This window comes from Pseudomonas sp. 5Vm1k (genome assembly GCF_056161485.1).
In genome coordinates this window covers 391,684-414,266 of sequence record NZ_JBSPCZ010000001.1, presented here as the reverse complement: position 1 = coordinate 414,266, position 22,583 = coordinate 391,684, and the positions used below count along the sequence as shown (strand labels likewise).

20 protein-coding genes are annotated in these 22,583 nt (G+C 60.0%); 11 read left to right on the top strand and 9 right to left on the bottom strand.

What is annotated here, in order from left to right:
- Window positions 1–60: 60 nt before the first annotated feature.
- Window positions 61–516 (top strand): YaiI/YqxD family protein, encoded by a 456-nt coding sequence (locus ACWIKB_RS01860; RefSeq protein WP_163910725.1) that lies wholly within the window; start codon window positions 61–63, stop codon window positions 514–516.
- A gap of 119 nt (window positions 517–635) precedes the next feature.
- Here the strand turns inward: ACWIKB_RS01860 and elbB are convergent, their stop codons facing one another.
- A complete protein-coding gene (gene elbB, locus ACWIKB_RS01855) occupies window positions 636–1,304 on the bottom strand; it encodes an isoprenoid biosynthesis glyoxalase ElbB (RefSeq protein WP_475265083.1) in 669 nt (222 codons plus the stop codon).
- A gap of 115 nt (window positions 1,305–1,419) precedes the next feature.
- On the opposite strand from elbB, the gene ACWIKB_RS01850 reads away from it, so the two are divergent.
- Window positions 1,420–2,655, top strand: coding sequence for a sterol desaturase family protein (locus tag ACWIKB_RS01850; RefSeq protein WP_475265082.1), 1,236 nt, complete (start codon window positions 1,420–1,422; stop codon window positions 2,653–2,655).
- Here ACWIKB_RS01850 and ACWIKB_RS01845 read toward each other — a convergent pair.
- A complete protein-coding gene (locus ACWIKB_RS01845) occupies window positions 2,636–3,268 on the bottom strand; it encodes a DedA family protein (RefSeq protein WP_123509711.1) in 633 nt (210 codons plus the stop codon). The genes ACWIKB_RS01850 and ACWIKB_RS01845 overlap by 20 nt on opposite strands.
- Before the next feature lie 208 nt (window positions 3,269–3,476).
- On the opposite strand from ACWIKB_RS01845, the gene hemB reads away from it, so the two are divergent.
- Entirely contained in the window at window positions 3,477–4,490 is a 1,014-nt protein-coding gene (gene hemB, locus ACWIKB_RS01840) for a porphobilinogen synthase (RefSeq protein ID WP_201198791.1), read from the top strand.
- Between the two features lie 18 nt (window positions 4,491–4,508).
- The gene (ppk1, locus tag ACWIKB_RS01835; protein ID WP_475265081.1) at window positions 4,509–6,731 is read left to right on the top strand and encodes a polyphosphate kinase 1; all 2,223 of its coding nucleotides are present in this window, start codon (window positions 4,509–4,511) and stop codon (window positions 6,729–6,731) included.
- A 171-nt stretch (window positions 6,732–6,902) separates the two neighbouring features.
- Here ppk1 and ppx read toward each other — a convergent pair whose 3' ends face one another.
- The 5 genes from ppx to ACWIKB_RS01810 form a co-directional block, all read right to left on the bottom strand.
- Entirely contained in the window at window positions 6,903–8,405 is a 1,503-nt protein-coding gene (gene ppx / locus ACWIKB_RS01830; RefSeq protein ID WP_475265080.1) for an exopolyphosphatase, read from the bottom strand.
- Between the two features lie 235 nt (window positions 8,406–8,640).
- Window positions 8,641–9,378 (bottom strand): amino acid ABC transporter ATP-binding protein, encoded by a 738-nt coding sequence (locus ACWIKB_RS01825; protein WP_475265079.1) that lies wholly within the window; start codon window positions 9,376–9,378, stop codon window positions 8,641–8,643.
- Window positions 9,365–10,015 (bottom strand): amino acid ABC transporter permease, encoded by a 651-nt coding sequence (locus ACWIKB_RS01820; protein ID WP_475265078.1) that lies wholly within the window; start codon window positions 10,013–10,015, stop codon window positions 9,365–9,367. The genes ACWIKB_RS01825 and ACWIKB_RS01820 overlap by 14 nt, the downstream gene beginning before the upstream one ends.
- Window positions 10,012–10,680: an amino acid ABC transporter permease gene (locus ACWIKB_RS01815; RefSeq protein ID WP_213937898.1), complete on the bottom strand. Its 669-nt coding sequence runs from the start codon at window positions 10,678–10,680 to the stop codon at window positions 10,012–10,014. The genes ACWIKB_RS01820 and ACWIKB_RS01815 overlap by 4 nt, the downstream gene beginning before the upstream one ends.
- Window positions 10,681–10,701: 21 nt before the next feature.
- A complete protein-coding gene (locus ACWIKB_RS01810) occupies window positions 10,702–11,487 on the bottom strand; it encodes a transporter substrate-binding domain-containing protein (protein ID WP_475265077.1) in 786 nt (261 codons plus the stop codon).
- Window positions 11,488–11,742: 255 nt separating this feature from the next.
- On the opposite strand from ACWIKB_RS01810, the gene ACWIKB_RS01805 reads away from it, so the two are divergent.
- The 7 genes from ACWIKB_RS01805 to ACWIKB_RS01775 all read left to right on the top strand — a co-directional run bounded on the left by ACWIKB_RS01805 (window position 11,743) and on the right by ACWIKB_RS01775 (window position 19,948).
- Window positions 11,743–12,450 (top strand): FadR/GntR family transcriptional regulator, encoded by a 708-nt coding sequence (locus ACWIKB_RS01805; RefSeq protein WP_475265076.1) that lies wholly within the window; start codon window positions 11,743–11,745, stop codon window positions 12,448–12,450.
- Window positions 12,451–12,570: 120 nt separating this feature from the next.
- Window positions 12,571–12,900 (top strand): thioredoxin TrxA, encoded by a 330-nt coding sequence (gene trxA / locus ACWIKB_RS01800; protein ID WP_003206727.1) that lies wholly within the window; start codon window positions 12,571–12,573, stop codon window positions 12,898–12,900.
- Between the two features lie 243 nt (window positions 12,901–13,143).
- Window positions 13,144–14,403: a transcription termination factor Rho gene (gene rho / locus ACWIKB_RS01795; RefSeq protein WP_007942421.1), complete on the top strand. Its 1,260-nt coding sequence runs from the start codon at window positions 13,144–13,146 to the stop codon at window positions 14,401–14,403.
- Window positions 14,404–14,549: 146 nt separating this feature from the next.
- Complete coding sequence (locus ACWIKB_RS01790) at window positions 14,550–16,553, top strand: acyltransferase family protein (protein ID WP_475265075.1); 2,004 nt, start codon at window positions 14,550–14,552, stop codon at window positions 16,551–16,553.
- Window positions 16,554–16,622: 69 nt separating this feature from the next.
- Window positions 16,623–18,089 carry a 4-hydroxy-3-polyprenylbenzoate decarboxylase gene (gene ubiD / locus ACWIKB_RS01785; RefSeq protein ID WP_475265074.1) on the top strand — a complete coding sequence of 489 codons (1,467 nt, stop codon included), beginning with the start codon at window positions 16,623–16,625 and terminating at the stop codon, window positions 18,087–18,089.
- Window positions 18,089–19,057 carry a CDP-6-deoxy-delta-3,4-glucoseen reductase gene (locus ACWIKB_RS01780; protein ID WP_475265073.1) on the top strand — a complete coding sequence of 323 codons (969 nt, stop codon included), beginning with the start codon at window positions 18,089–18,091 and terminating at the stop codon, window positions 19,055–19,057. Before ubiD ends, ACWIKB_RS01780 begins: the two co-directional genes overlap by 1 nt.
- Window positions 19,058–19,279: 222 nt before the next feature.
- Complete coding sequence (locus ACWIKB_RS01775) at window positions 19,280–19,948, top strand: gamma-glutamylcyclotransferase (protein ID WP_475265072.1); 669 nt, start codon at window positions 19,280–19,282, stop codon at window positions 19,946–19,948.
- Here the strand turns inward: ACWIKB_RS01775 and glpT are convergent.
- Window positions 19,924–21,273, bottom strand: coding sequence for a glycerol-3-phosphate transporter (glpT, locus tag ACWIKB_RS01770; RefSeq protein ID WP_475265071.1), 1,350 nt, complete (start codon window positions 21,271–21,273; stop codon window positions 19,924–19,926). The two genes, ACWIKB_RS01775 and glpT, sit on opposite strands and share 25 nt — an antisense overlap.
- A gap of 281 nt (window positions 21,274–21,554) precedes the next feature.
- On the bottom strand, window positions 21,555–22,532 hold the full coding sequence (locus tag ACWIKB_RS01765) for an NADPH:quinone oxidoreductase family protein (protein WP_054044635.1): 978 nt from the start codon (window positions 22,530–22,532) through the stop codon (window positions 21,555–21,557).
- Window positions 22,533–22,583: the final 51 nt, after the last annotated feature.

Sequence of the window (22,583 nt, the reverse complement as noted above, 5' to 3'; positions counted from 1 at the left end):
GTCGCGTATAACCTGTAGGAGCGAGGCTTGCCCGCGAAGCTTTTAAGAGAGGAAAACACAATGCGTGTCTGGATCGATGCCGACGCCTGCCCACGGGCAGCCAAGGATCTGGTGGTGAAGTTCGCCCTCAAGCGCCAGTTCGAAGTGGTGCTGGTGGCTGGTCAGCCGCAGATCAAGCCGGGGCTGGCCCTGGTGAAGCTGATCGTGGTGCCCAGTGGCCCGGATGCGGCCGACGATTACCTGGTGGAACACGCAGTGCCCGGTGAGCTGGTGATTTGCAGCGATGTGCCGTTGGCCGATCGTTTGGTGAAGAAGGGCGTTTCGGCACTGGACCCGCGAGGCAAAGAGTTCGATGCGCAGAACATGGGTGATCGGCTGGCGGTGCGCAATCTGTTTACCGACCTTCGTGAACAGGGCCAGATGAGCGGCGGCCCCGCGCCGTTTGGCGAGCGGGAGAAACAGGCGTTTGCCAATGCGCTGGATCGGATTCTCACCCGGTTGACCCGTAAACCCTGAGCCAGACCGAAATCCCCTGTGGGAACGGGCTTGCTCGCGAAAGCGGTGTATCAGTCGACATTAGTATCAACTGAAAGGACGCTTTCGCGAGCAAGCCCGCTCCCACATTTTGGCCCGCGTTACACGTCGTTTTCGTGGGTCAGTTCGAGTACCCGGTCGACCAACTTGTTAATTCCCGACGCCGCCTCGCTGATCGTTTGCGCCAGCATATACGCCGGTGTACTCACCAATTTGCGCGCCTTGTCCTCGACAATGTCGCCCACGGCACAATCGGTGTGGGTGGCGCCCATTTTGTTCATGGCCGCCGCTGTGTCGGCATCGTTGCCGATGGTGCAGGTCACCCCCGGGCCGTAGATCTTCGCCGCCAGCGCTGGCGAGATGCAGATCAAGCCGACCGGCTTGCCGGCTTCGGCAAAGGCTTCAGTCAGGGCCAGGACGTCTGGCTGAACCGTGCAACCGGCGCCTTCCACCGCGAAGTTGGAAAGGTTCTTCGCCGCACCGAACCCGCCCGGCACGATCAGCGCATCGAAGTCTTCGACGCTGGCTTCGCGAATGTCCTTGATATTGCCCCGTGCGATACGCGCCGATTCCACCAGGACGTTGCGCGACTCGGGCATTTCTTCGCCAGTCAGGTGATTGATCACATGCAACTGCGAGATGTTCGGTGCAAAGCACTGCACCTGGGCACCGCGTTGGTCCAGGCGCAGCAAGGTGATCACGCTTTCGTGGATCTCGGCGCCGTCGTACACGCCACAGCCGGAAAGGATCACTGCAATTTTTTTGCTCATGGGCTTTTCTCCAGATTCATGGCGTTAAATGTCCACTAATTTGTCGCTCGTTGCCATAGGGTTAATGCGTGGCTACGCCTAGGATCAGTCATCACGATTCCGTTCAGGGTGCGTCATGAATTTCATTCTGTATGCGGTGCCGTTTTTCTTTGTGTTGATCGCTGCCGAGCTGCTGGCGGACCGTTGGCGCGGGGTCCGCAATTATCGCTTGGCCGACGCGATCAACAGCATCAGTACCGGCGTGTTGTCGACTACCACGGGGCTGCTGACCAAGGGGGTAGGGCTGCTGACGTATGCGTTTGCCCTTGAACATCTGGCGCTGTTCAAGCTCTCGGGCGACAGCGTCTGGGCCTGGGTCTTCGCCTTCGTTCTCTACGACTTCTGCTACTACTGGCTGCACCGCATGGGCCATGAACGCAACATCCTCTGGGCCGCGCATTCGGTGCACCACCAGAGCGAGGACTACAACCTCTCCACGGCCCTGCGCCAGACCAGCACAGGCTTTTTGCTGAGCTGGATTTTCTACCTGCCCATGGCCGTGCTCGGCGTGCCGCTGCTGGTGTTCGTCAGCGTGGCGGCGCTGAACCTGTTGTATCAATTCTGGGTGCACACAAAACACATTCCCAAGCTTGGCTGGTTCGAGTGGTTTTTCGTCACACCGTCCAATCATCGGGCTCACCATGCACAGAACGCTCTCTACATGGATCGCAACTACGGCGGGGTGTTCATTATTTGGGACCGTCTATTTGGCTCGTTCCAGGAAGAGGACGACAACGAGCCGGTGATTTTCGGCGTGACCACGCCGCTGGCGAGCTGGAATCCGTTGTGGGCCAACCTGCAGTTCTATGCGCAGTTGTGGGATGACGCGAAGCGGGCGCAGAGCAAGTGGGACAAGCTGCGGATCTGGTTCATGCGCACCGGTTGGCGCCCGGCGGACGTGGCGGCCAAGTACCCGATGAACAAGCCCGACCTGAGTCAGTTTCGCAAATTCGAAGTGCCGCTGGACGGACGTCAGCAGTTGTATGTGGCGTTGCAGTTCTGCGTCTACGTCGCCTTGGGCAGCTATTTGATGAACCTGGAGCAAAGTCTGTCGACCGCCGCGCTGGTGCTCGGCTGGAGTGCGGTGGCACTGGGTTTGTTTACGTTGGGCGTGGCCCTGGAGAATCGCCCGTGGGCGTTGAAGCTGGAGCTGCTGCGGCTGGCATCGAACCTGCCGCTGGTGTGGCTGGCGCCGATGGTCGGGCTGTGGCCGGCCAGCACAGTGGGCTGGGTCGGCCTGCTCAGTTACAGCCTGCTCAGCGGGATCGGTCTCTACTGCTGCAGAAACCGCTTCACTCGACTGGCGTCTTAGGTTCGCTGATCCGTGCTTGTTCAGCCTTCAGGGCTTGTTCGTCGGCGTAGATCTTCTTCGCCAGGCGAGCATTCTTGAAGCGCCGGCGCAGCCACAGGATCAGGCCCAATACCAGCAGGGCGCCGAGCACCCATAGCTCGTACTTCTTGACGCTGCCCAGCAAGCCTTCAAGCACGGCACCGAAGTGATAGGCCGCCGCCGCCAGGGCGCTGGCCCAGATCGCGGCACCAATCCCGTTCAGCAGCAAGTAGCGACCCGGCGGGTAGCCCGACAGGCCGATCGCCACCGGCATCACCGTGCGCAGACCGTAGACAAAGCGGAAGCTCAGGACCCAGATGTCCGGGTGCTTGCGGATATGCTCCAGCGCCCGGTCGCCCATCATCTGCCAGCGCGGTTTGCGCGCCAGTAATTTGCGGCCGTGCTTGCGCCCCAGGAAGTACCACAGCTGATCGCCGGCATAACTGCCGAAGAACGCCACGACAACCACCAGGTTGATGTCCATGTATCCGCGAAACGCGAGGAAGCCCGCGAGCACCAGGATGGTTTCGCCTTCGAAGAACGTGCCGAGAAAAAGGGCAAAGTAGCCGAAGTCATGCAGAAATTGTTGGAGCATTGTCTGGGTGCTGGCGAAATGAACGCGCAGCCTAACCCTTCGTGCACATTCATGAAAGTGTCCAAATGTGTCTCGACGTGAACAATTCCTACAACGACAATGGAATGCGGCTACGTGTCACGGGGGTAAGCACAACTGTCATGTCTTCGTCATAATGGCCGCTTATAACTGTCACGCTCGCCCGTCAGCGCGGGCTCAGGAGTCTGCCGTGAGCTTTACCCCCGCCAACCGTTTGTTTCCTGCAACCCGCCTGCGTCGCAACCGCCGTGATGATTTTTCGCGTCGACTGGTCCGTGAAAACGTTCTGACCGTCGATGACCTGATCCTGCCGGTGTTTGTGCTGGACGGTGAAAACCGTCGCGAAGCGGTGGCGTCGATGCCGGGCGTTGAACGCCTGACCATTGATCTGTTGCTGATCGAGGCGGCGAAGTGGGTCGAGCTGGGGATTCCGGCCGTGGCGCTGTTTCCGGTGACGCCGCCGGAACTCAAATCGCTGGATGCCGCCGAAGCCTGGAATCCCGAAGGCATTGCCCAGCGCGCCACCCGCGCCCTGCGTGATCGCTTCCCGGAGTTGGGTGTGATCACTGACGTCGCCCTGGACCCGTTCACCACCCACGGCCAGGACGGTATCCTCGACGAAGAAGGCTACGTGCAGAACGACATCACCGTCGACGCACTGGTCAAGCAGGCGCTGTCCCACGCCGCAGCGGGCGCGCAAGTCGTGGCGCCGTCGGACATGATGGACGGTCGCATCCAGGCGATCCGCGAAGCCCTTGAGCTGGCCGATCACGTCAATGTGCGGATCATGGCTTACTCGGCGAAGTACGCCAGCGCCTATTACGGCCCGTTCCGCGATGCGGTGGGGTCGGCGCTGAACCTGGGCAAGGCCAACAAGGCCTCCTATCAGATGGACCCGGCCAACAGCAACGAAGCCCTGCACGAAGTGGCGGCGGACTTGTCAGAAGGCGCGGACATGGTCATGGTCAAGCCAGGCATGCCGTATCTGGACATCCTTTACCGGGTCAAAGAAGAATTCAAAGTGCCGACGTTTGTTTACCAAGTCAGCGGCGAATACGCCATGCACATGGCGGCGATCCAGAATGGCTGGTTGAGCGAAGGGGTTATCCTCGAATCCCTGACCGCTTTTAAACGTGCAGGCGCAGATGGCATCCTGACTTATTTTGCCGTGCGCGCTGCCCAATTGTTACGAGAGCAAAAATAGCCCTCCCAGGAACATTCGATGAATACCGAAGGACTCTCTGAAGTTGCAGTAAAGGAAGCTCAAGCCGTGGTCGAGCAAATCGCCGAAACCCCGCCGGAGCTGGAGCCTACTCCACCCGCGGTGGTCATCGAGGCTGCGCCCGCAGTCCCGGCGATTGCCATTCCCGGCCTGGATGACAGCAGCTTGTACATCCATCGCGAGCTCTCACAACTGCAGTTCAACATCCGCGTGCTGGAACAGGCGCTGGATGAGTCCTATCCGTTGCTGGAACGGCTGAAATTCCTGCTGATCTTCTCCAGTAACCTGGACGAGTTCTTCGAAATTCGCGTGGCCGGCCTGAAGAAGCAGATCACCTTCGCCCGTGAACAGGCTGGCGCCGATGGCCTGCAACCGCATCAGGCCCTGGCCCGGATCAGCGAGCTGGTGCACGGTTATGTGGACCGCCAATACGCGATCCTCAACGACATTCTGTTGCCGGAACTGGAGAAGCATCAGGTCCGCTTCATCCGTCGCCGTCACTGGACGACCAAGATCAAAACCTGGGTGCGCCGTTATTTCCGCGACGAGATCGCGCCGATCATCACCCCGATCGGCCTCGACCCGACGCACCCGTTCCCGTTGCTGGTGAACAAGAGCCTGAACTTCATCGTCGAGCTCGAAGGCATCGACGCCTTCGGTCGTGACTCCGGTCTGGCGATCATCCCGGCGCCGCGTCTGCTGCCGCGTGTGATCAAGGTGCCGGAAGAGGTCGGCGGTCCTGGCGACAACTACGTGTTCCTGTCGTCGATGATCCACGCCCACGCCGATGACCTGTTCCAGGGCATGAAGGTTAAAGGCTGCTATCAGTTCCGCCTGACCCGAAACGCCGACCTGGCAGTCGATACTGAAGACGTGGAAGACCTGGCCCGCGCCCTGCGCGGCGAGTTGTTCTCCCGTCGTTACGGCGATGCGGTGCGTCTGGAAGTCGCCGACACCTGCCCGAAACACCTGTCCGACTACTTGCTCAAGCAGTTCAACCTGCACGAGACCGAGCTGTATCAGGTCAACGGTCCGGTCAACCTGACCCGTCTGTTCAGCATCACCGGCCTGGACAGTCAGCGTGCGCTGCAATACCTGCCGTTCACGCCGCAGATCCCGAAATTGCTGCAGAACAGCGAGAACATTTTCAGCGTGATCAGCAAGCAGGACATCCTGCTGCTGCACCCGTTCGAGTCGTTCACCCCGGTGGTCGACCTGCTGCGCCAGGCCGCCAAGGACCCACATGTACTGGCGGTCCGTCAGACCCTGTACCGTTCCGGCGCCAACTCTGAAATCGTCGATGCGCTGGTGGATGCCGCGCGCAACGGCAAGGAAGTCACGGCGGTGATCGAGTTGCGGGCACGGTTCGACGAAGAGTCCAACCTGCAACTGGCCAGCCGTCTGCAAGCGGCCGGTGCGGTGGTGATCTACGGCGTGGTCGGCTTCAAGACCCACGCCAAGATGATGCTGATCCTGCGGCGCGAGGCCGGCGAGATTGTCCGCTACGCGCACTTGGGTACCGGCAACTACCACGCGGCCAACGCCCGTTTGTACACCGACTACAGCTTGCTGACCTCGGATGACGCGTTGTGCGAAGACGTCGGCAAACTGTTCAGCCAGTTGATCGGCATGGGCAAGACCCTGCGCATGAAGAAGCTGCTGCACGCGCCGTTCACGCTGAAGAAGGGCATGCTCGACATGATTGCCCGGGAGACGCAGTTCGCCCTCGACGGCAAACCGGCGCACATTATCGCCAAGTTCAACTCGCTGACTGATCCGAAGATCATCCGTGCGTTGTACAAGGCCAGTCAGTCCGGGGTGCGTATCGATCTGGTGGTGCGCGGCATGTGCTGCCTGCGTCCGGGCATTCCGGGGGTGTCCCACAACATCCACGTGCGCTCGATCATCGGCCGCTTCCTGGAACACACCCGGGTTTTCTACTTCCTCAATGGCGGCGAAGAGCAGATGTTCCTCTCCAGTGCCGACTGGATGGAGCGCAACCTCGACAAGCGCGTCGAGACTTGCTTCCCGGTGGAAGGCAAGAAGCTGATCATGCGGGTCAAGAAAGAGCTGGAGCTTTATCTCACCGATAACACCCACAGCTGGAGCCTGCAGTCGGACGGTCGCTACATCCGCAACACCCCGACCGGCAACCAGAACCCGCGCAGTGCGCAGGCGACATTGCTGGAGCGGTTGGGTAGCCCGATTCTGGCCGTGCGTTAACACCGCAATACCTGTGGGAGCGGGCTTGCTCGCGAAAGCGGAGTGTCAGTCAATAGAGATGTCGACTGACACAATGCATTCGCGAGCAAGCCCGCTCCCACAAGGGGAATTGCATTGCCCGCTGAATCGCGGACATAAAAAAGGCCTTCCGAAGAAGGCCTTTTTGCGTTTTCAGCGAACGTTAAGTGTGAACCCAACCCGCGTTAGCCAATCCGCTTCCAGGGCGAAGTCGGCCTGGGTCAGTTGGTTTTCGTCCAGCCAGTTGGCCGGGAACAGCACATCCAGGCTGTCGCCGTTGGCGCGCAAGGTGACCTGGGGCATTTCCTGGGTGCCGCGGATGTGATGGAACAGGATCGCAAAGCGCAGCAGCACGCACAGGCGAATCAACTTGCTGCCATCACTGCCAAATTCGGCAAACTTGTCCCGGGGAATATTGCGGCGATGACCGCGCACCAGCAGTGCGAGCATTTGCTGGTCTTCGCGGGAGAATCCGGCCAGGTCCGAGTGCTCGATCAGGTAGGCGCCGTGCTTGTGGTAGTGATAGTGGGCGATGTCCAGGCCCACTTCATGGACCTTGGCGGCCCAGCCCAGCAACTCGCGCCAGACGCCATCGTCCAGGTCCCAGTCCTCGGCCACCTGATCGAAGGCATGCAGGGCTTTGCGTTCAACCCGCGCCGCTTGTTCCAGATCGACGTGGTAACGCTCCATCAGCGAGCTGAGGGTGCGCTCACGCACGTCTTCGTGATGATGACGGCCCAGCAGGTCGTAGAGCACGCCTTCACGCAGGGCGCCTTCACAGTGATCCATACGTTGCAGTTCGAGGGCATCGAAGATCGCTTCGAGAATCGCCAGGCCCGCCGGGAAGATCGCGCGGCGGTCAGGCTTGATGCCTTCGAAGTCGATTTTCTCGACATCGCCGAGTTTGATCAGCTTGCGTTTGAGCCAGGCCAGGCCAGTGGCATTCACTTCGCCGGTGCCGTGCCCGCCAGCCTTCAACGCCAGGCCGATGGCGCGGATGGTGCCCGAGGAGCCGATGGCTTCATCCCAGGTCAGGCGATGCAGGGCGTGTTCGATGCTCATGATCTCCAGCCGCGCTGCCGTGTAAGCCTGGGCGTAACGGGCCGGAGTGACCTTGCCGTCCTTGAAATAGCGCTGGGTGTAGCTGACGCAGCCCATTTGCAGGCTTTCGCGCAGCAGCGGCTCGAAACGCTGGCCGATGATGAATTCGGTACTGCCGCCGCCGATGTCGGCCACCAGGCGCTTGCCCGGGGTGTCGGCGAGGGTGTGGGAGACGCCGAGGTAGATCAGGCGCGCTTCTTCACGGCCGGAGATGACTTCCACCGGATGGCCGAGGATTTCTTCGGCGCGGTGGATGAATTCGGCACGGTTACGGGCTTCACGCAGGGCGTTGGTGCCAACGATGCGCACGGCGCCGGGCGGCATACCGTTGATCAGTTGGGCAAAACGCTTCAGGCAATCGAGCCCGCGCTGCATGGATTCTTCGTTGAGCTGGCGCTCGTCGTCGATGCCGGCGGCCAGTTGGACCTTTTCGCCGAGGCGCTCAAGAATACGGATTTCGCCGTTCTGGGCCTTGGCCACGACCATGTGAAAGCTGTTGGAGCCCAGGTCGATTGCGGCGATCAGGGACAGATTCTTGGCTTGGGATTGCGGCATGGTCAGGGGGTCTCGGTCGATAACCTCGACATCGTGCCACGATCAAACGCTGCCGCCAACGCGTAGGAGCTGCCGAAGGCTGCGATCTTTTACCGCGGGAATATTTGCGGTGCTGCTGATGGCCTCTTCGCGAGCAAGCCCGCTCCCACATTTAACCGAGTACCTCAGGAAGAACGCGGCCCACTGTGGGAGCGGGCTTGCCCGCGAAGGCGGCCTCCCGGTCACCGAAAATCCTTCAGACCGCCGCTTCAACCGTCCCGATAAAATTCGCCAACTCCGCCGTCTGCGGATTCGCGAACAGAATCTTCGGATCCCCCACCTCATGCACCTTGCCCTGATGCATGAACACCAACTTATCCCCAACCTCCCGGGCGAAGCGCATTTCGTGGGTGACCATGATCAGCGTCATCCCTTCCTTGGCCAATTGCCGGACCACGCTCAGCACTTCGTTGACCAGTTCCGGGTCCAGCGCCGAGGTGATCTCGTCGCACAGCAACACCTTGGGCGACATGGCCAGGGCACGGGCAATCGCCACGCGTTGCTGCTGGCCGCCGGACAAACGATCGGGGAACGCATCAAACTTCTCTCCCAGTCCAACCCGCTCCAGCATTTCTTTTGCCAGTTCTTTAGCTTTCGCCTTGGGAACTTTCTGAACCACTTGCGGCGCCAGCATCACGTTCTCGCCCACGGTCAGGTGCGGGAACAGGTTGAACTGCTGGAACACCATCCCGACTTTCTGCCGCAGGCTGCGCAGGTCGGCGCGGGCGGCATCGAGGTATTCGCCGTCGACTTCAATCACACCGTCGTTGATCGACTCCAGACCATTGAGGGTGCGCAGCAGAGTGGATTTGCCCGAGCCGCTGCGGCCGATAATTGCCACGACCTGGCCTTCCTCGACGCTAAGGTCAATGCCTTTGAGCACATGGTGGTCGCCGTAATATTTATGCAGGGCCGAAATTCTAAGCAGAGGCATGCAGTCTCCTTTCCAGGTAGCGCGCACTGAGGGACAAGGGGTAGCAGAGCAGGAAGTAACCGAGGGCGACGAGGCCGTAGACCATGAACGGTTCGAAGGTCGCGTTGGCGAGCATGCCGCCGGTCTTGGTCAGTTCGGTGAAACCAATGATCGAGGTCACTGCGGTGCCTTTGACCACTTGCACCGAGAAGCCCACGGTTGGCGCCACGGCGATGCGCAGGGCCTGCGGCAGGATCACGTAGCGCAATTGCTCCAGCGGGTTGAGCGCCAGGCTCGACGAAGCTTCCCACTGGCCGTTGGGGATCGAATCGACGCAACCGCGCCAGATCTCCGCCAGGTATGCGCTGGTGAATAGCGTCAACGCCACAGCCGCGGCCATCCAGGGTGAAATCTCCACGCCGGCCAACGCCACGCCGAAGAACACCAGAAACAGCTGCATCAACAGCGGCGTGCCCTGGAACAGTTCGATGTAGGTGCGGGCGAAGCTGCGGGGAAAACTCTTTTTCGAAATGCGCATGACCATGACCAGCAAACCGATCACGCCACCACCGATAAACGCCACCAGTGACAGCGCCAGCGTCCATTGCAGGCCTGTAAGCAGGTTGCGCACAATGTCCCAGAAGGTGAAATCGCTCATTGGCTGCTCCGCGAAATGTAGCGCCGGCCGATCCAGTTCAGCAGCTGGCGAATCAGCAGCGCCATGCACAGGTAGATCAGCGTGGTCAGGGCGTAGGTTTCAAACGCGCGGAAGTTGCGCGACTGAATGAAGTTGGCGGCGAAGCTCAACTCTTCGGTGGCGATCTGCGAACAGACCGCCGAGCCGAGCATGACGATGATGATCTGGCTGCTCAGCGCCGGCCAGACCTTGCCCAGCGCCGGCAGCAGGACCACGTGGCGAAAGGCTTCGAACCGGCTCATCGCCAGTGCGGCGGCCGCTTCCAGCTGTCCGCGAGGGATCGCTTGAATGCCGGCGCGGATGATCTCGGTGGAATAGGCGCCGAGATTGATCACCATCGCCAGCACGGCTGCCTGCCATTCGGAAATCTGCACGCCCAGGGACGGCAGGCCGAAGAAGATGAAAAACAACTGCACCAGGAACGGCGTGTTGCGAATCAACTCGACGTAGACCCCGAAGATCGCCGAGAACGGGCGAATGTTCCACGCCCGCACCAGCGCCCCGACAATGCCCAGGCCCACCCCGAACACCGCGCCGATGGCCGTCAGTTCAAGGGTGAACAGCGCACCGCGCAGCAACAGGTCGGTGTTTTGCACCACCGGTATAAAGTCGAACTGGTAAGCCATATTGAGTCTCCCGGCAGGCGATCAGAGATCGGCCGGCAGTGGCTCTTTCAGCCAGGTCAGGGCGTTTTTCTCCAGCGAACCGTCGGTCTTGGCGGTGGCGATGATCTGGTTGACCTTGTCCAGCAGCGCTGGCTCGTTCTTGTTCACACCGACATAGACCGGTGAATCCTTAAGCTTCACTTTCAGCGCGGGCACGCGTTTCGGGTTCTTCTCGCTGATCGCCACCATCACCACGTTGCCGCTGGCGATCAGGTCAACCTGGCCTGCGAGGTAGGCGGCGATGGTCGAGTTATTGTCCTCAAAGCGTTTGATGGTCGTGCCTTCGGGGGCGACTTTGCTCAGCTCGATGTCTTCGATGGCGCCACGGGTGACGCTGATGGTTTTGCCCTTGAGGTCGTCCAGGCCCTTGATCGCGGCGTCTGGCGGACCGAACACGGCGAGGTAGAACGGTGCGTAGGCGCGGGAGAAGTCGATGACTTTTTCGCGTTCAGGGTTTTTGCCGAGGCTGGAAATCACCAGATCGACCTTGCCGGTGGTCAGGAACGGAATGCGATTGGTGCTGTTGACCGGGGTCAGTTCGAGTTTGACCTTGAGCTGGTCGGCCAGCAGCTTGGCGGTGTCGATGTCCAGGCCGCGAGGTTTCATGTCCGGGCCGACCGAGCCGAAGGGCGGGAAGTCCTGGGGCACGGCGACCTTGAGGGTGCCGCGCTTGACCACATCCTCCAGGCCGTCGGCGTGGGCGGGTGCCTGGCTCAGCATCAGGCTGGCAAACAGGGCGGCGAGGAGGGCGCTGTAACGCTGGGTCATGTCAAATCTCCGAATCGGCGGAAGTGATTTCTGCGATTCGACAGAGCACGGGCCATGCCAACATCAGGATTGCGGGGTGGCAGGCCGCGGGTTTGCTGGTTTTGTTCGGTCTTACTGGTCTGAACAGTCAACTCGCGTTTCGCACCCCGATAGCGCATCCCCGGTGAACACCGAACCCCAGTGGGGCACGACTTGCCGGGCGCCCCGAATAGCTTTACAACTAGCCGCTCATTGGCCTGGTTCGTCTGAAAAACCATGAATTCGATCTCTCGCGCCGTACCTGAAGTGGCGCTGCAAGCCATCCGCAAATTGATTACCGAGCAAGGCTTCGGGCCGGGGGATGCCTTGCCTTCGCAACGGGACCTGGCAGTGCAATTGGGGGTCAGTCGGGCGTCCTTGCGCGAGGCTTTGTCGTCTCTGAGTGCGCTGGGCGTGATCAGTATCCAGCCGGGCAAGGGTGTTTTCGTGCAGTCGCCGGTGGATTTGCCTCGGAGCGATGCGGCGGCGAGTTGGCCGTTCGCGGCTCAGGCGTCGCCGCTGGATATCTTCCAGTTGCGCTATGCCCTGGAGGGTTTCGCGGCGGGGCTGGCGGCCGTGACGCTGAGTACTTTTGAGCTCGATGCCCTGGAAGACAATGTGGCCGCCATGCGCAACGAATTAAAGGCCGGCGACTTCGATGCGGCGGCGCGGCTGGACTTCGAATTTCACCGACGCATCCTGCTGGCCAGCGGTAATCAGGCGATGTTGAGCATCCTGACGGCAAGCGCCGACATCTTTCTGGAGAGCCAGAAGCTACCGTTCATCCGGGCCGAGCGGGCCATGGAAACCTGGCAGGAACACCGCAAAATCCTCCGCGCACTGGCGCGCAGAGGGTCCGTGGCGGCGCAGAAGGCGATGCAGGAGCATGTCCGCAATGCAGCATTGCGCACCGGAATTGCCTTCGTCGCTCCCGCCACCTCGTGACTTGAGCTATACCCAAACTCATGCGGCACCATAGCGAGACTCAATCATCTGCACCTTCCTGAACGAGGGAAGGGCGGCTATGATGGGCCACGTTTTTTTGCTTACAACCTGGAGACTTCCATGAGCAGCGATCTTATCAAACACGTTAGCGACGCTAGCTTCGAGGCCGACGTACTCAAGGCCGAAGGCGCTGTACTGGTCGACTACTGGGCTGAATGGTGCGGCCCTTGCAAAATGATCGCTCCTGTTCTGGACGAAATCGCTGAGACCTACAAAGGCAAGCTGACCGTTGCCAAACTGAACATCGACGAAAACCAGGAAACCCCGGCCAAGCACGGCGTACGTGGTATCCCGACCCTGATGCTGTTCAAGAACGGCAACGTGGAAGCGACCAAGGTTGGCGCGCTGTCCAAGTCGCAACTGGCTGCATTCCTCGACGCCAACATCTAAGTCGGCGACGTTGTATAAAAAGCCCCGCATATTGCGGGGCTTTTTGCATATTCAGGGCTAGACGCTCCGAAACTCAGGTGGTACATTCGGCCCCGCACTGGTTTCTCCACTGCCCCCTGCTAGCCGTCGCCGACGCACTCCTTTTCGAATAAGTACGCGATCCTGTCGCCTTCTCTGCGGCGCGGCCTCATTAAGCCAAAAGCTTAATTTCCCCCCCTCCATAAATGATTACGTCATTCCTATATGAATCTGACTGAACTCAAGCAAAAGCCGATTACCGAACTGCTCGAATTGGCCGAACAGATGGGCATAGAAAATATGGCCCGTTCGCGCAAGCAGGACGTGATTTTCTCCCTGCTCAAAAAGCACGCGAAAAGCGGCGAGGAAATCTCCGGTGATGGCGTGCTGGAGATTCTCCAGGACGGCTTCGGCTTCCTGCGCTCCGCTGACGCTTCCTATCTCGCCGGCCCAGACGATATCTACGTCTCGCCGAGCCAGATCCGTCGCTTCAACTTGCGCACCGGTGACACCATCGTTGGCAAGATCCGTCCTCCAAAGGAAGGCGAGCGTTATTTCGCGCTGCTCAAGGTCGACACGATCAACTACGATCGTCCCGAGAACGCGAAAAACAAGATTCTCTTCGAGAACCTGACCCCGCTGTTCCCGACCGTGCGCATGAAGATGGAAGCCGGCAACGGTTCCACCGAAGACTTGACCGGTCGTGTCATCGACCTGTGCGCCCCGATCGGCAAAGGCCAGCGCGGTCTGATCGTTGCACCGCCGAAAGCCGGCAAGACGATCATGCTGCAGAACATCGCCGCGAACATCGCACGTAACAATCCTGAAGTTCACCTGATCGTATTGCTGATCGACGAACGTCCGGAAGAAGTAACCGAAATGCAGCGCACCGTGCGCGGCGAAGTGGTTGCCTCGACGTTCGATGAGCCGCCAACCCGCCACGTGCAGGTTGCCGAAATGGTGATCGAGAAGGCCAAGCGCCTGGTCGAACACAAGAAAGACGTGGTGATCCTGCTCGACTCCATCACCCGTCTGGCTCGCGCCTACAACACCGTGATCCCGAGCTCCGGCAAGGTACTGACCGGTGGTGTCGATGCCCACGCCCTGGAGAAACCGAAACGTTTCTTCGGCGCTGCACGGAACATCGAAGAAGGCGGCTCGCTGACCATCATCGCCACCGCGCTGGTTGAAACCGGCTCGAAGATGGACGAAGTGATCTACGAGGAATTCAAAGGCACGGGCAACATGGAACTGCCTTTGGATCGCCGCATCGCTGAAAAACGTGTCTTCCCGGCCATCAACATCAACCGTTCCGGCACCCGCCGCGAAGAGTTGCTGACGGCCGACGACGAGTTGCAGCGTATGTGGATCCTGCGCAAGCTGCTGCACCCGATGGACGAAATCGCCGCCATCGAGTTCCTGGTCGACAAGCTGAAAACGACCAAGACCAACGACGAGTTCTTCTTGTCGATGAAGCGTAAGTAAGACGGTTTATAACCGCTAAAAATGGCGTCCTTCGGGACGCCATTTTTTTTGCAAAAAAAAGGGAGGTTTGCGACTAGGGTTGGTCAGTACAGAAACGAAATGGGTCGACGAGCCCAAAACTTTAATCTGACTGGCATTTTCTGTTTATGAGCACACTTGCTTATCGAAGGGATATCGACGGATTGCGGGCAATCGCCGTGATCGCGGTTGTGTTGTTCCATTTTGGTGTGCCTGGCTTTACCGGCGGCTTTGTCGGTGTCGACATCTTCTTTGTGATTTCCGGTTACCTGATCACCTCAATCATCTGGAACCAACGTCAGGCCGGGCGTTTCAGCTTCGTCGATTTCTGGGCTCGTCGTGCCCGGCGGATCCTGCCGGCGCTGTTTGTGATGATTCTCGCGGTGCTGGCGGTGGGCTGGTTCCTGCTGGCGCCTAAGGACTATGAAGAGCTGGGGCGCTCGGTGCGCTACCAGGTGATGTTCGTCTCCAACATCCTGTTCATGCGCCAGGATGGCTATTTTGATGTGGCTTCCGATCTCAAGCCGTTGCTGCACACTTGGTCGCTGGCGGTTGAAGAGCAGTTCTACATTGTCTTCCCGTTGCTCCTGACATTACTGTCGAGCCGCCTCAAGCACTGGCGACTGGCATTGTTCGGCGTGTTGCTGCTGTCGTTCGGGCTCAGCGTCTGGGCCGTCGCGCATCATCCGGAAAAAGCCTTTTTCCTGTTGCCGATGCGCGCCTGGGAGTTATTGGCCGGCGCCATGTTGGCGGTCGCGCCCAGAAGCCACTGGCGCCTCACTACGGCTGGGGCTCAAGCCGTCAGCCTGTTTGGGGGCGGGCTGATTCTGCTGGCGGTGTTCTGCTATGACAACAGCACGCCATTCCCCGGTGTCGCGGCGCTGTTGCCGACCCTCGGAGTGGTCGCGCTGATCTGGGCCAACGGCCATCGGCAGACGCTCGTTGGTGGGCTGCTGGCTAGCCGTGTGCTGGTCGGCCTCGGGTTGATTTCCTATTCCTGGTACCTGTGGCACTGGCCAGTCTTCGTGTTCGCCAGCTATGCCAGTGTCGATGAGTCGGGGCCAGTTGAGATCGCGGGGCTGATTCTGCTGACGCTGATGCTTGGGTATCTGTCGTGGCGCTTCGTCGAGACGCCGTTCCGCGAGCGTCGGTTGTTGGCGGGACGTCGACAGATCCTGGTCGCGGCCGGTTGCGGTGTGCTGGTGCTCGGCCTGGCCGGTCAGGCATTGCGCTGGACCGATGGCTTGCCCTCGCGCTTGTCGGATGAGGCGTTGCAGTACGCCAAAGGCAAGGAGTGGCGGCCGGAACTGATGCGCTGTCTGGCCGACGACAAAACCCCTGATGACAAGCTGTTTTGTCACTACGGAACGTCGGCGTCGACTGCCCCCCAGGCACTGGTCTGGGGTGACAGTCATGCCACGGCGCTGATCCCGGTCTTTGATGATGGGGCGCAAAAGCATGGTGTCAGCGTGATTCTCGCCAGTTCCCCGGGCTGCATTCCGGTCGAAGGGCTTGAACATGATCGGCAATGCGCCCGGTTCAATCGTCGTGTCGAGCAGGCCTTAAAGCCGCAATCGGTGGGTGATGTGGTGCTGGTCGCGCGCTGGAGCCTGTATCTCTATGGCGATGTGAAAGGCGATCTTGGCCATGTGCTGCGCGATTCCCATGGTCGTTATGATCGTCCCGCCGCTGAGCAACGGTTGGCTGAAGGCTTGCAGGCGACGATCCGGCAACTGCGCGCAGGCGGGCATCGTGTCTGGCTGGTCAAGGAAGCGCCGCTGCAACAGTTCAGCCCGCCTTATCGCCTGACTCGCTTGGCCATGTTGCATCGCCCGACCGATGACGTGGGCCTGGCGGTGACGGAGCACTTCAAGCGCCAGGCTTTCATCAGCCAGCTGTTCGCGCAAATAGCCGCCGCCAATTCAGGGGTAACCGTGGTGGATCCTGCACCGCTGCTGTGTGATGACGCGGGCCTGTGCCGGGTCGAGCTAAACGGGCATTCGCTGTATACCGACGACAATCACCTGTCGGAGATCGGCGCGCGGCTCGTGGCGCCGGTGCTTGAGCCACTGTTCAAGCGCTTGCAAGCCCAGGCGACACTGGGCAATGGCAGCGTGAATGCGGCCAAGTAAGCAGCGATAAGCTGCCAGCGGCCGGCAGAGCAGGTAGGATGTACGCCTATTTTACGGGTGCCATCATCAATGAAATTCAAGGATCTTCGGGATTTCGTGCAGCAGCTTGAGCAGCGCGGAGAGTTGAAACGCATCCATGTCCCTGTCTCTCCAGTGCTGGAGATGACCGAGGTCTGTGATCGCACGCTGCGTGCCAAAGGCCCGGCGCTGTTGTTCGAAAACCCGACCGGCTACGACATCCCGGTCCTCGGCAACCTGTTCGGTACCCCCGAGCGGGTGGCCATGGGCATGGGCGCCGAGGCGGTCAGCGAGCTGCGCGAAATCGGCAAGTTGCTGGCGTTCCTCAAGGAACCCGAGCCGCCGAAGGGCTTGAAGGATGCCTGGTCGAAGCTACCGATTTTCCGCAAGATCATTGCGATGGCGCCGAAAGTCGTCAAAGACGCGGTGTGCCAGGAAGTGGTCATCGAAGGTGACGACGTCGACTTGGCGATGCTGCCGGTGCAGACCTGCTGGCCTGGCGACGTCGGCCCGCTGATCACTTGGGGCCTGACCGTCACCAAAGGCCCGAACAAGGATCGCCAGAACCTTGGCATCTATCGTCAGCAAGTGATCGGCCGCAACAAAGTCATCATGCGCTGGCTGAGCCACCGCGGCGGCGCGCTGGATTACCGCGAGTGGTGCGAGAAGCATCCCGGCCAGCCGTTCCCGGTGTCTGTAGCCCTGGGCGCTGACCCGGCGACCATCCTCGGTGCCGTGACACCGGTGCCGGACAGCCTCTCCGAATACGCCTTCGCCGGCCTGTTGCGGGGTAACCGCACAGAACTGGTGAAGTGCCGTGGCAATGACCTGCAAGTGCCGGCCACCGCCGAGATCATCCTCGAAGGCGTGATTCATCCGGGCGAAATGGCCGACGAAGGCCCGTATGGCGACCACACCGGTTACTACAACGAAGTCGACAGCTTCCCGGTGTTCACCGTCGAGCGCATTACCCACCGGATCAAACCGATCTATCACAGCACCTACACCGGCCGTCCACCGGATGAGCCGGCGATTCTCGGTGTGGCGCTGAACGAAGTGTTCGTGCCGATCCTGCAGAAGCAGTTCCCGGAGATCACCGACTTCTACCTGCCGCCCGAAGGCTGCTCGTATCGCATGGCCATCGTGACCATGAAGAAGTCGTATCCGGGGCATGCCAAGCGGGTAATGCTCGGTGTCTGGTCGTTTTTGCGACAGTTCATGTACACCAAGTTCGTTATCGTCACAGACGACGATATCAACGCGCGCGACTGGAACGACGTGATCTGGGCTATCACCACGCGCATGGACCCCAAGCGCGACACGGTGATGATCGACAACACGCCGATCGACTACCTCGACTTCGCCTCGCCGGTCTCCGGCCTGGGGTCGAAGATGGGGCTCGATGCCACGCATAAATGGCCCGGCGAAACCACGCGCGAGTGGGGCCGGGTGATCGTCAAGGATGAAGCCGTTACAAAACGGATCGATGCCATCTGGAATCAGTTAGGAATAGATTGATGCGTGTAACCTTGCAGCCCTCCGGAGCAGTGCTTGAGATATTGCCCGGCGAGCGGATTCTCGATGGCGCGCGGCGGCTGGGCTATGAATGCCCGCAAAGCTGCCGCAACGGCAATTGCCACATCTGTGCGGCATTGCTAGTGGAAGGCCGGGTCGAACAGGCCGGCAATGTGCGTGACCACGGCGAGTTCTACACTTGCATAGCAGAGCCGCTGGAAGACTGCATCGTGCTGTGGGATGGCGTGCTCGCGCTGGGAGAACTGCCGGTGCGCAGCTTGTCGTGTCAGGTCATTGAATGCAGGGACGTTGGCGGGGATACCTTTCGGGTGCACCTGCGGGCGCCGGCCGGCAAGCCACCGCGTTATCACGCCGGTCAGTATTTGATGATCGAGCGCGAGAACGGCGAGAAATCCGCGTTCTCCCTGGCCTCGGCACCCCATGCCGGGCGTGACCTGGAAATCCACGTGCTGGCGCGCGAAAGCAGTGCGCTGAGCCTGATCGACCAGTTACAACGCAACGCCATGGTGCGCATTGAAATGCCCTTCGGTGATACCCACTTGGCCGAGCTGCCGGACGGGCCGTTGGTGTTGATCGCTGCCGGCACCGGCATGGGCCAGATCCACAGCCTGATCGAACATTGCCGCGCCACCGGTTTCAAACATCCGGTGCATCTGTATTGGGGCGTGCGCCGCCCTGAAGACTTTTATGAAATCGAACATTGGGACGAATGGCTGAAACTGCCCAATTTGTTCCTGCATAAAGTCGTCAGCGATCAATGCGGTTGGGAAGGGCGCTGCGGGATGCTGCATGAGGCGGTGTGTGAGGATTTTGCGGATCTGAAATCGCTGCATGTTTACGCCAGCGGCTCACCGGCCATGGTCTACGGCACGCTGGATGCGCTGGTCGAAGCGGGGATGGATGCTCATCAGATGCGCGCCGACGTGTTTGCGTACGCGCCGCGATCTTGATCCGCGATCTTGATCCGCGGTCCTGAATCGTTATAACTCCCTATATAGCCGATCGGTATTTATAGAATTATATAAATGCCGGTAGGTTATATGTCATATAGGCAATTATTTAAGAACTGTGCCATGGCACTTAAATTGCCTTAAAACTTATGTGCCTTATTGTTACAGCGGTGCGTTCTATTAAGTAATTCTTTATCCGCGGGGAGCTGAACGCTATTCGCCATGAGCGCCATTGAATCTGCTTTTCTGAACCTGGCTTACCCTCCGCGGCTCGATCTGGGGCCGCAGCTTACGCACGAACAATTGCTCAGCTCGATGCAATCGACCATGGCGCGCCACAAAGGTGGGCCGGTCTGGCTGTTCGCGTACGGCTCGCTGATCTGGCGCCCTGAATGTCCGGCAGTAGAACGCGTGCGCGGCCGAGTGCACGGCTATCATCGCGGTTTGTACCTGTGGTCCCACGAACATCGCGGCACGCCGGAAGTGCCGGGCCTGGTATTCGGTCTGGATCGTGGCGGCTCTTGCAGCGGTTTCGCTTATCGCCTTCCCGAAGAACAACTCGAAGCGTCGCTTTATGCGCTGTGGCAGCGCGAGATGCCATTCCCGTCCTATCGCCCACACTGGCTCAACTGCCGTCTTGAAGACGGAAGCCAGGTTCAGGCATTGGGATTTGTTTTGGAACGACACCTGCCCAGCTATGCCGGCAATTTGCCGGATCACGTGCTGAGCCAGGTGTTCGAAAGCGCTTGCGGGCGTTACGGCACCACTCGCGATTATGTCGAGCAGACCGCCAGCGCCCTGCGTAGCCACGCCATGCCAGACAAGAATCTGGAGGCGCGGCTCAAGCGCTGCAAATCAAAGGCCGATCAGGCGATTGCTTCGCGGGTCTGACTGGCGACTTGCTCGTGCCACAGGGTCGGTGCCAGGCAAACCATCGCCAGGATGCACGCACCGATCAACAGCACGAAACCGCCGTCCCAGCCGAAATGGTCCACGGTGTAGCCCATCGCTGCACTGGCCGCGACCGAACCACCCAGGTAACCGAACAGGCCGGTGAAGCCCGCAGCGGTACCGGCGGCTTTCTTCGGCGCCAGTTCCAGCGCTTGCAGGCCGATCAGCATGACCGGGCCGTAGATCAGGAAGCCAATCGAGAATAGCGCGACCATGTCGATGGTCGGGTTGCCGGCCGGGTTCAGCCAATACACCAGCGTCGCCACAGTCACCAACGCCATGAACACCATGCCGGTCAGGCCACGGTTGCCACGAAAGATCTTGTCCGACATCCAGCCGCACAGCAGCGTGCCCGGAATACCCGCCCACTCGTAGAAGAAGTAAGCCCAGGACGTCGTGTCGACGGTGAAGTGTTTGGCTTCTTTCAGGTAGGTCGGTGCCCAGTCCAGTACGCCGTAGCGCAGCAGGTAAACGAAGACGTTGGCCATGGCGATGTACCAGAGCATCTTGTTGCGCAGCACGTACTTTACGAAGATTTCCTTGGCGCTGAACTCATCTTCGTGGCTGGCGTCGTAGCCTTCCGGGTAATCGTTCTTGTACTGCTCGATCGGCGGCAGGCCGACCGATTGCGGGGTATCGCGCATGGTGACAAATGCAAACACCGCCACGCCCAGCGCTACCGCTGCCGGTACGTAGAACGCTGCGTGCCAGTCATTGAACAGGCCCATGCCCAGCAGGAACAACGGGCCGATCAAACCGCCACCGACGTTGTGCGCCACGTTCCACACCGACACCACGCCGCCGCGTTCCTTCTGCGACCACCAGTGCACCATGGTCCGGCCACTTGGCGGCCAACCCATGCCCTGGGCCCAACCGTTGATGAACAACAGGATGAACATCATGGTTACGCTGGAGGTTGCCCACGGCGCGAAACCGAAAATGAACATCACCCCGGCTGACACCAGCAAGCCGAACGGCAGGAAGTAACGCGGGTTGGACCGGTCGGACACCAGGCCCATCAAGAACTTCGACAGACCGTAGGCAATCGCGATCGCCGACATCGCCAAACCCAGCTGACCACGGGTGTAACCCTCGTCGATCAGGTACGGCATGGCCAGGGAGAAGTTCTTGCGCAGCAGGTAGTAACCCGCGTAGCCAAAGAAAATCCCGGCGAAGATCTGCCAGCGAAGGCGACGGTAGGTGCTGTCTATTTTTTCTTCAGGCAGGGCAGCCTGATGTGCGGCAGGTCGAAAGAAAGCAAACATTCAAGAGCTCCAAATTTCTTGTTTTGACTGCGGATGCGAATGTTACAGTTTCGTTACCGAAAATAGCACCGGTTCGCATTGGCAAAACAGCGGAAATGCTGGAGATCGTGTGTTCCTTTATGAACATGTCGCTCAGGTGTAAGCGTAGGACGGTGTAGGAAAGATTAATGGGTAAGCCTTCGTGCGGTTTTTCGGTCTAGAACAGGACAAGGTTTTGGGAAATGTCCTTCCTATAAAGAAGAAGCGATCCAGACTCTACGGTCCAGACCGCTTCATCCCTCTCAGCGAACCTGCACCACTACTTTCCCGACTGCTTTGCGCTGGCCGAGATCATTGATCGCTTGCGCCGCATTACTCAGCGGATATACCTGCGACACCAGCGGTTTCAGCTTGCCTTCGGCAAACCAGCCAAACAATTGCTGGAAGTTCGCCGCGTTGTCCTGGGGCTGGCGCTGGGCAAACGAGCCCCAGAACACACCGACCACCGCTGCGCCTTTGAGCAGGGCGAGGTTGACCGGGAATTCCGGGATGCGTCCGCTGGCGAAACCCACTACCAGCAGGCGGCCGTTCCAGGCAATGGCGCGCACGGCCTGATCGAACAGGTCGCCACCGACCGGGTCGTAGATCACGTCGGCGCCCTGGCCATCGGTCAGGCGTTTGATTTCGTCCTTGAGGCTGGTTTCGCTGTAGTTGATCAGTTCATCGGCGCCGGCAGCCTTGGCCACGGCGAGTTTTTCGGCGCTACTGGCGGCGGCGATCACACGGGCGCCCATGGCTTTGCCGATTTCCACGGCGGCCAGGCCGACACCGCCGGATGCGCCGAGCACCAGCAAGGTCTCACCCGGTTGCAGATTGGCGCGTTGCTTGAGGGCGTGCATCGAGGTGCCGTAAGTCATGCTGAACGCGGCGGCGGTGTTGAAGTCCATCGACGGCGGGATGGGCAGCACGTTGTAGCCCGGCACCGCGACCTGTTCGGCGAAGCTGCCCCAACCGGTCAGGGCCATGACCCGGTCACCGACCTTAAGATGGCTGACCTTTTCGCCTACTGCGCTAACCACGCCAGCCGCTTCGCCGCCGGGGGAAAACGGGAAGGGCGGCTTGAACTGGTATTTGCCCTCGATGATCAGCGTGTCCGGGAAGTTGACCCCGGCGGCGTGCACGTCCAGCAGGATTTCGTTCTTCTTCGCGACAGGACTGGCGACGTCTTCCAGCACCAGCGATTCGGCAGGGCCGAAGGCTTTGCATAGCACGGCTTTCATCAGGGCTATTCCTTTGGGAGTGATGGCCGATAAGTGTAGGTGTGTGAGTCG

Coding starts and splice junctions, on each gene's coding strand:
- ACWIKB_RS01860 (WP_163910725.1), top strand. CDS start 61: ATGCGTGTCTGGATCGATGCCGACGCCTGCCCACGGGCAGCCAAGGAT.
- elbB (WP_475265083.1), bottom strand. CDS start 1,304: ATGAGCAAAAAAATTGCAGTGATCCTTTCCGGCTGTGGCGTGTACGAC.
- ACWIKB_RS01850 (WP_475265082.1), top strand. CDS start 1,420: ATGAATTTCATTCTGTATGCGGTGCCGTTTTTCTTTGTGTTGATCGCT.
- ACWIKB_RS01845 (WP_123509711.1), bottom strand. CDS start 3,268: ATGCTCCAACAATTTCTGCATGACTTCGGCTACTTTGCCCTTTTTCTC.
- ppk1 (WP_475265081.1), top strand. CDS start 4,509: ATGAATACCGAAGGACTCTCTGAAGTTGCAGTAAAGGAAGCTCAAGCC.
- ppx (WP_475265080.1), bottom strand. CDS start 8,405: ATGCCGCAATCCCAAGCCAAGAATCTGTCCCTGATCGCCGCAATCGAC.
- ACWIKB_RS01825 (WP_475265079.1), bottom strand. CDS start 9,378: ATGCCTCTGCTTAGAATTTCGGCCCTGCATAAATATTACGGCGACCAC.
- ACWIKB_RS01820 (WP_475265078.1), bottom strand. CDS start 10,015: ATGAGCGATTTCACCTTCTGGGACATTGTGCGCAACCTGCTTACAGGC.
- ACWIKB_RS01815 (WP_213937898.1), bottom strand. CDS start 10,680: ATGGCTTACCAGTTCGACTTTATACCGGTGGTGCAAAACACCGACCTG.
- ACWIKB_RS01810 (WP_475265077.1), bottom strand. CDS start 11,487: ATGACCCAGCGTTACAGCGCCCTCCTCGCCGCCCTGTTTGCCAGCCTG.
- ACWIKB_RS01805 (WP_475265076.1), top strand. CDS start 11,743: ATGAATTCGATCTCTCGCGCCGTACCTGAAGTGGCGCTGCAAGCCATC.
- trxA (WP_003206727.1), top strand. CDS start 12,571: ATGAGCAGCGATCTTATCAAACACGTTAGCGACGCTAGCTTCGAGGCC.
- rho (WP_007942421.1), top strand. CDS start 13,144: ATGAATCTGACTGAACTCAAGCAAAAGCCGATTACCGAACTGCTCGAA.
- ACWIKB_RS01790 (WP_475265075.1), top strand. CDS start 14,550: ATGAGCACACTTGCTTATCGAAGGGATATCGACGGATTGCGGGCAATC.
- ubiD (WP_475265074.1), top strand. CDS start 16,623: ATGAAATTCAAGGATCTTCGGGATTTCGTGCAGCAGCTTGAGCAGCGC.
- ACWIKB_RS01780 (WP_475265073.1), top strand. CDS start 18,089: ATGCGTGTAACCTTGCAGCCCTCCGGAGCAGTGCTTGAGATATTGCCC.
- ACWIKB_RS01775 (WP_475265072.1), top strand. CDS start 19,280: ATGAGCGCCATTGAATCTGCTTTTCTGAACCTGGCTTACCCTCCGCGG.
- glpT (WP_475265071.1), bottom strand. CDS start 21,273: ATGTTTGCTTTCTTTCGACCTGCCGCACATCAGGCTGCCCTGCCTGAA.
- ACWIKB_RS01765 (WP_054044635.1), bottom strand. CDS start 22,532: ATGAAAGCCGTGCTATGCAAAGCCTTCGGCCCTGCCGAATCGCTGGTG.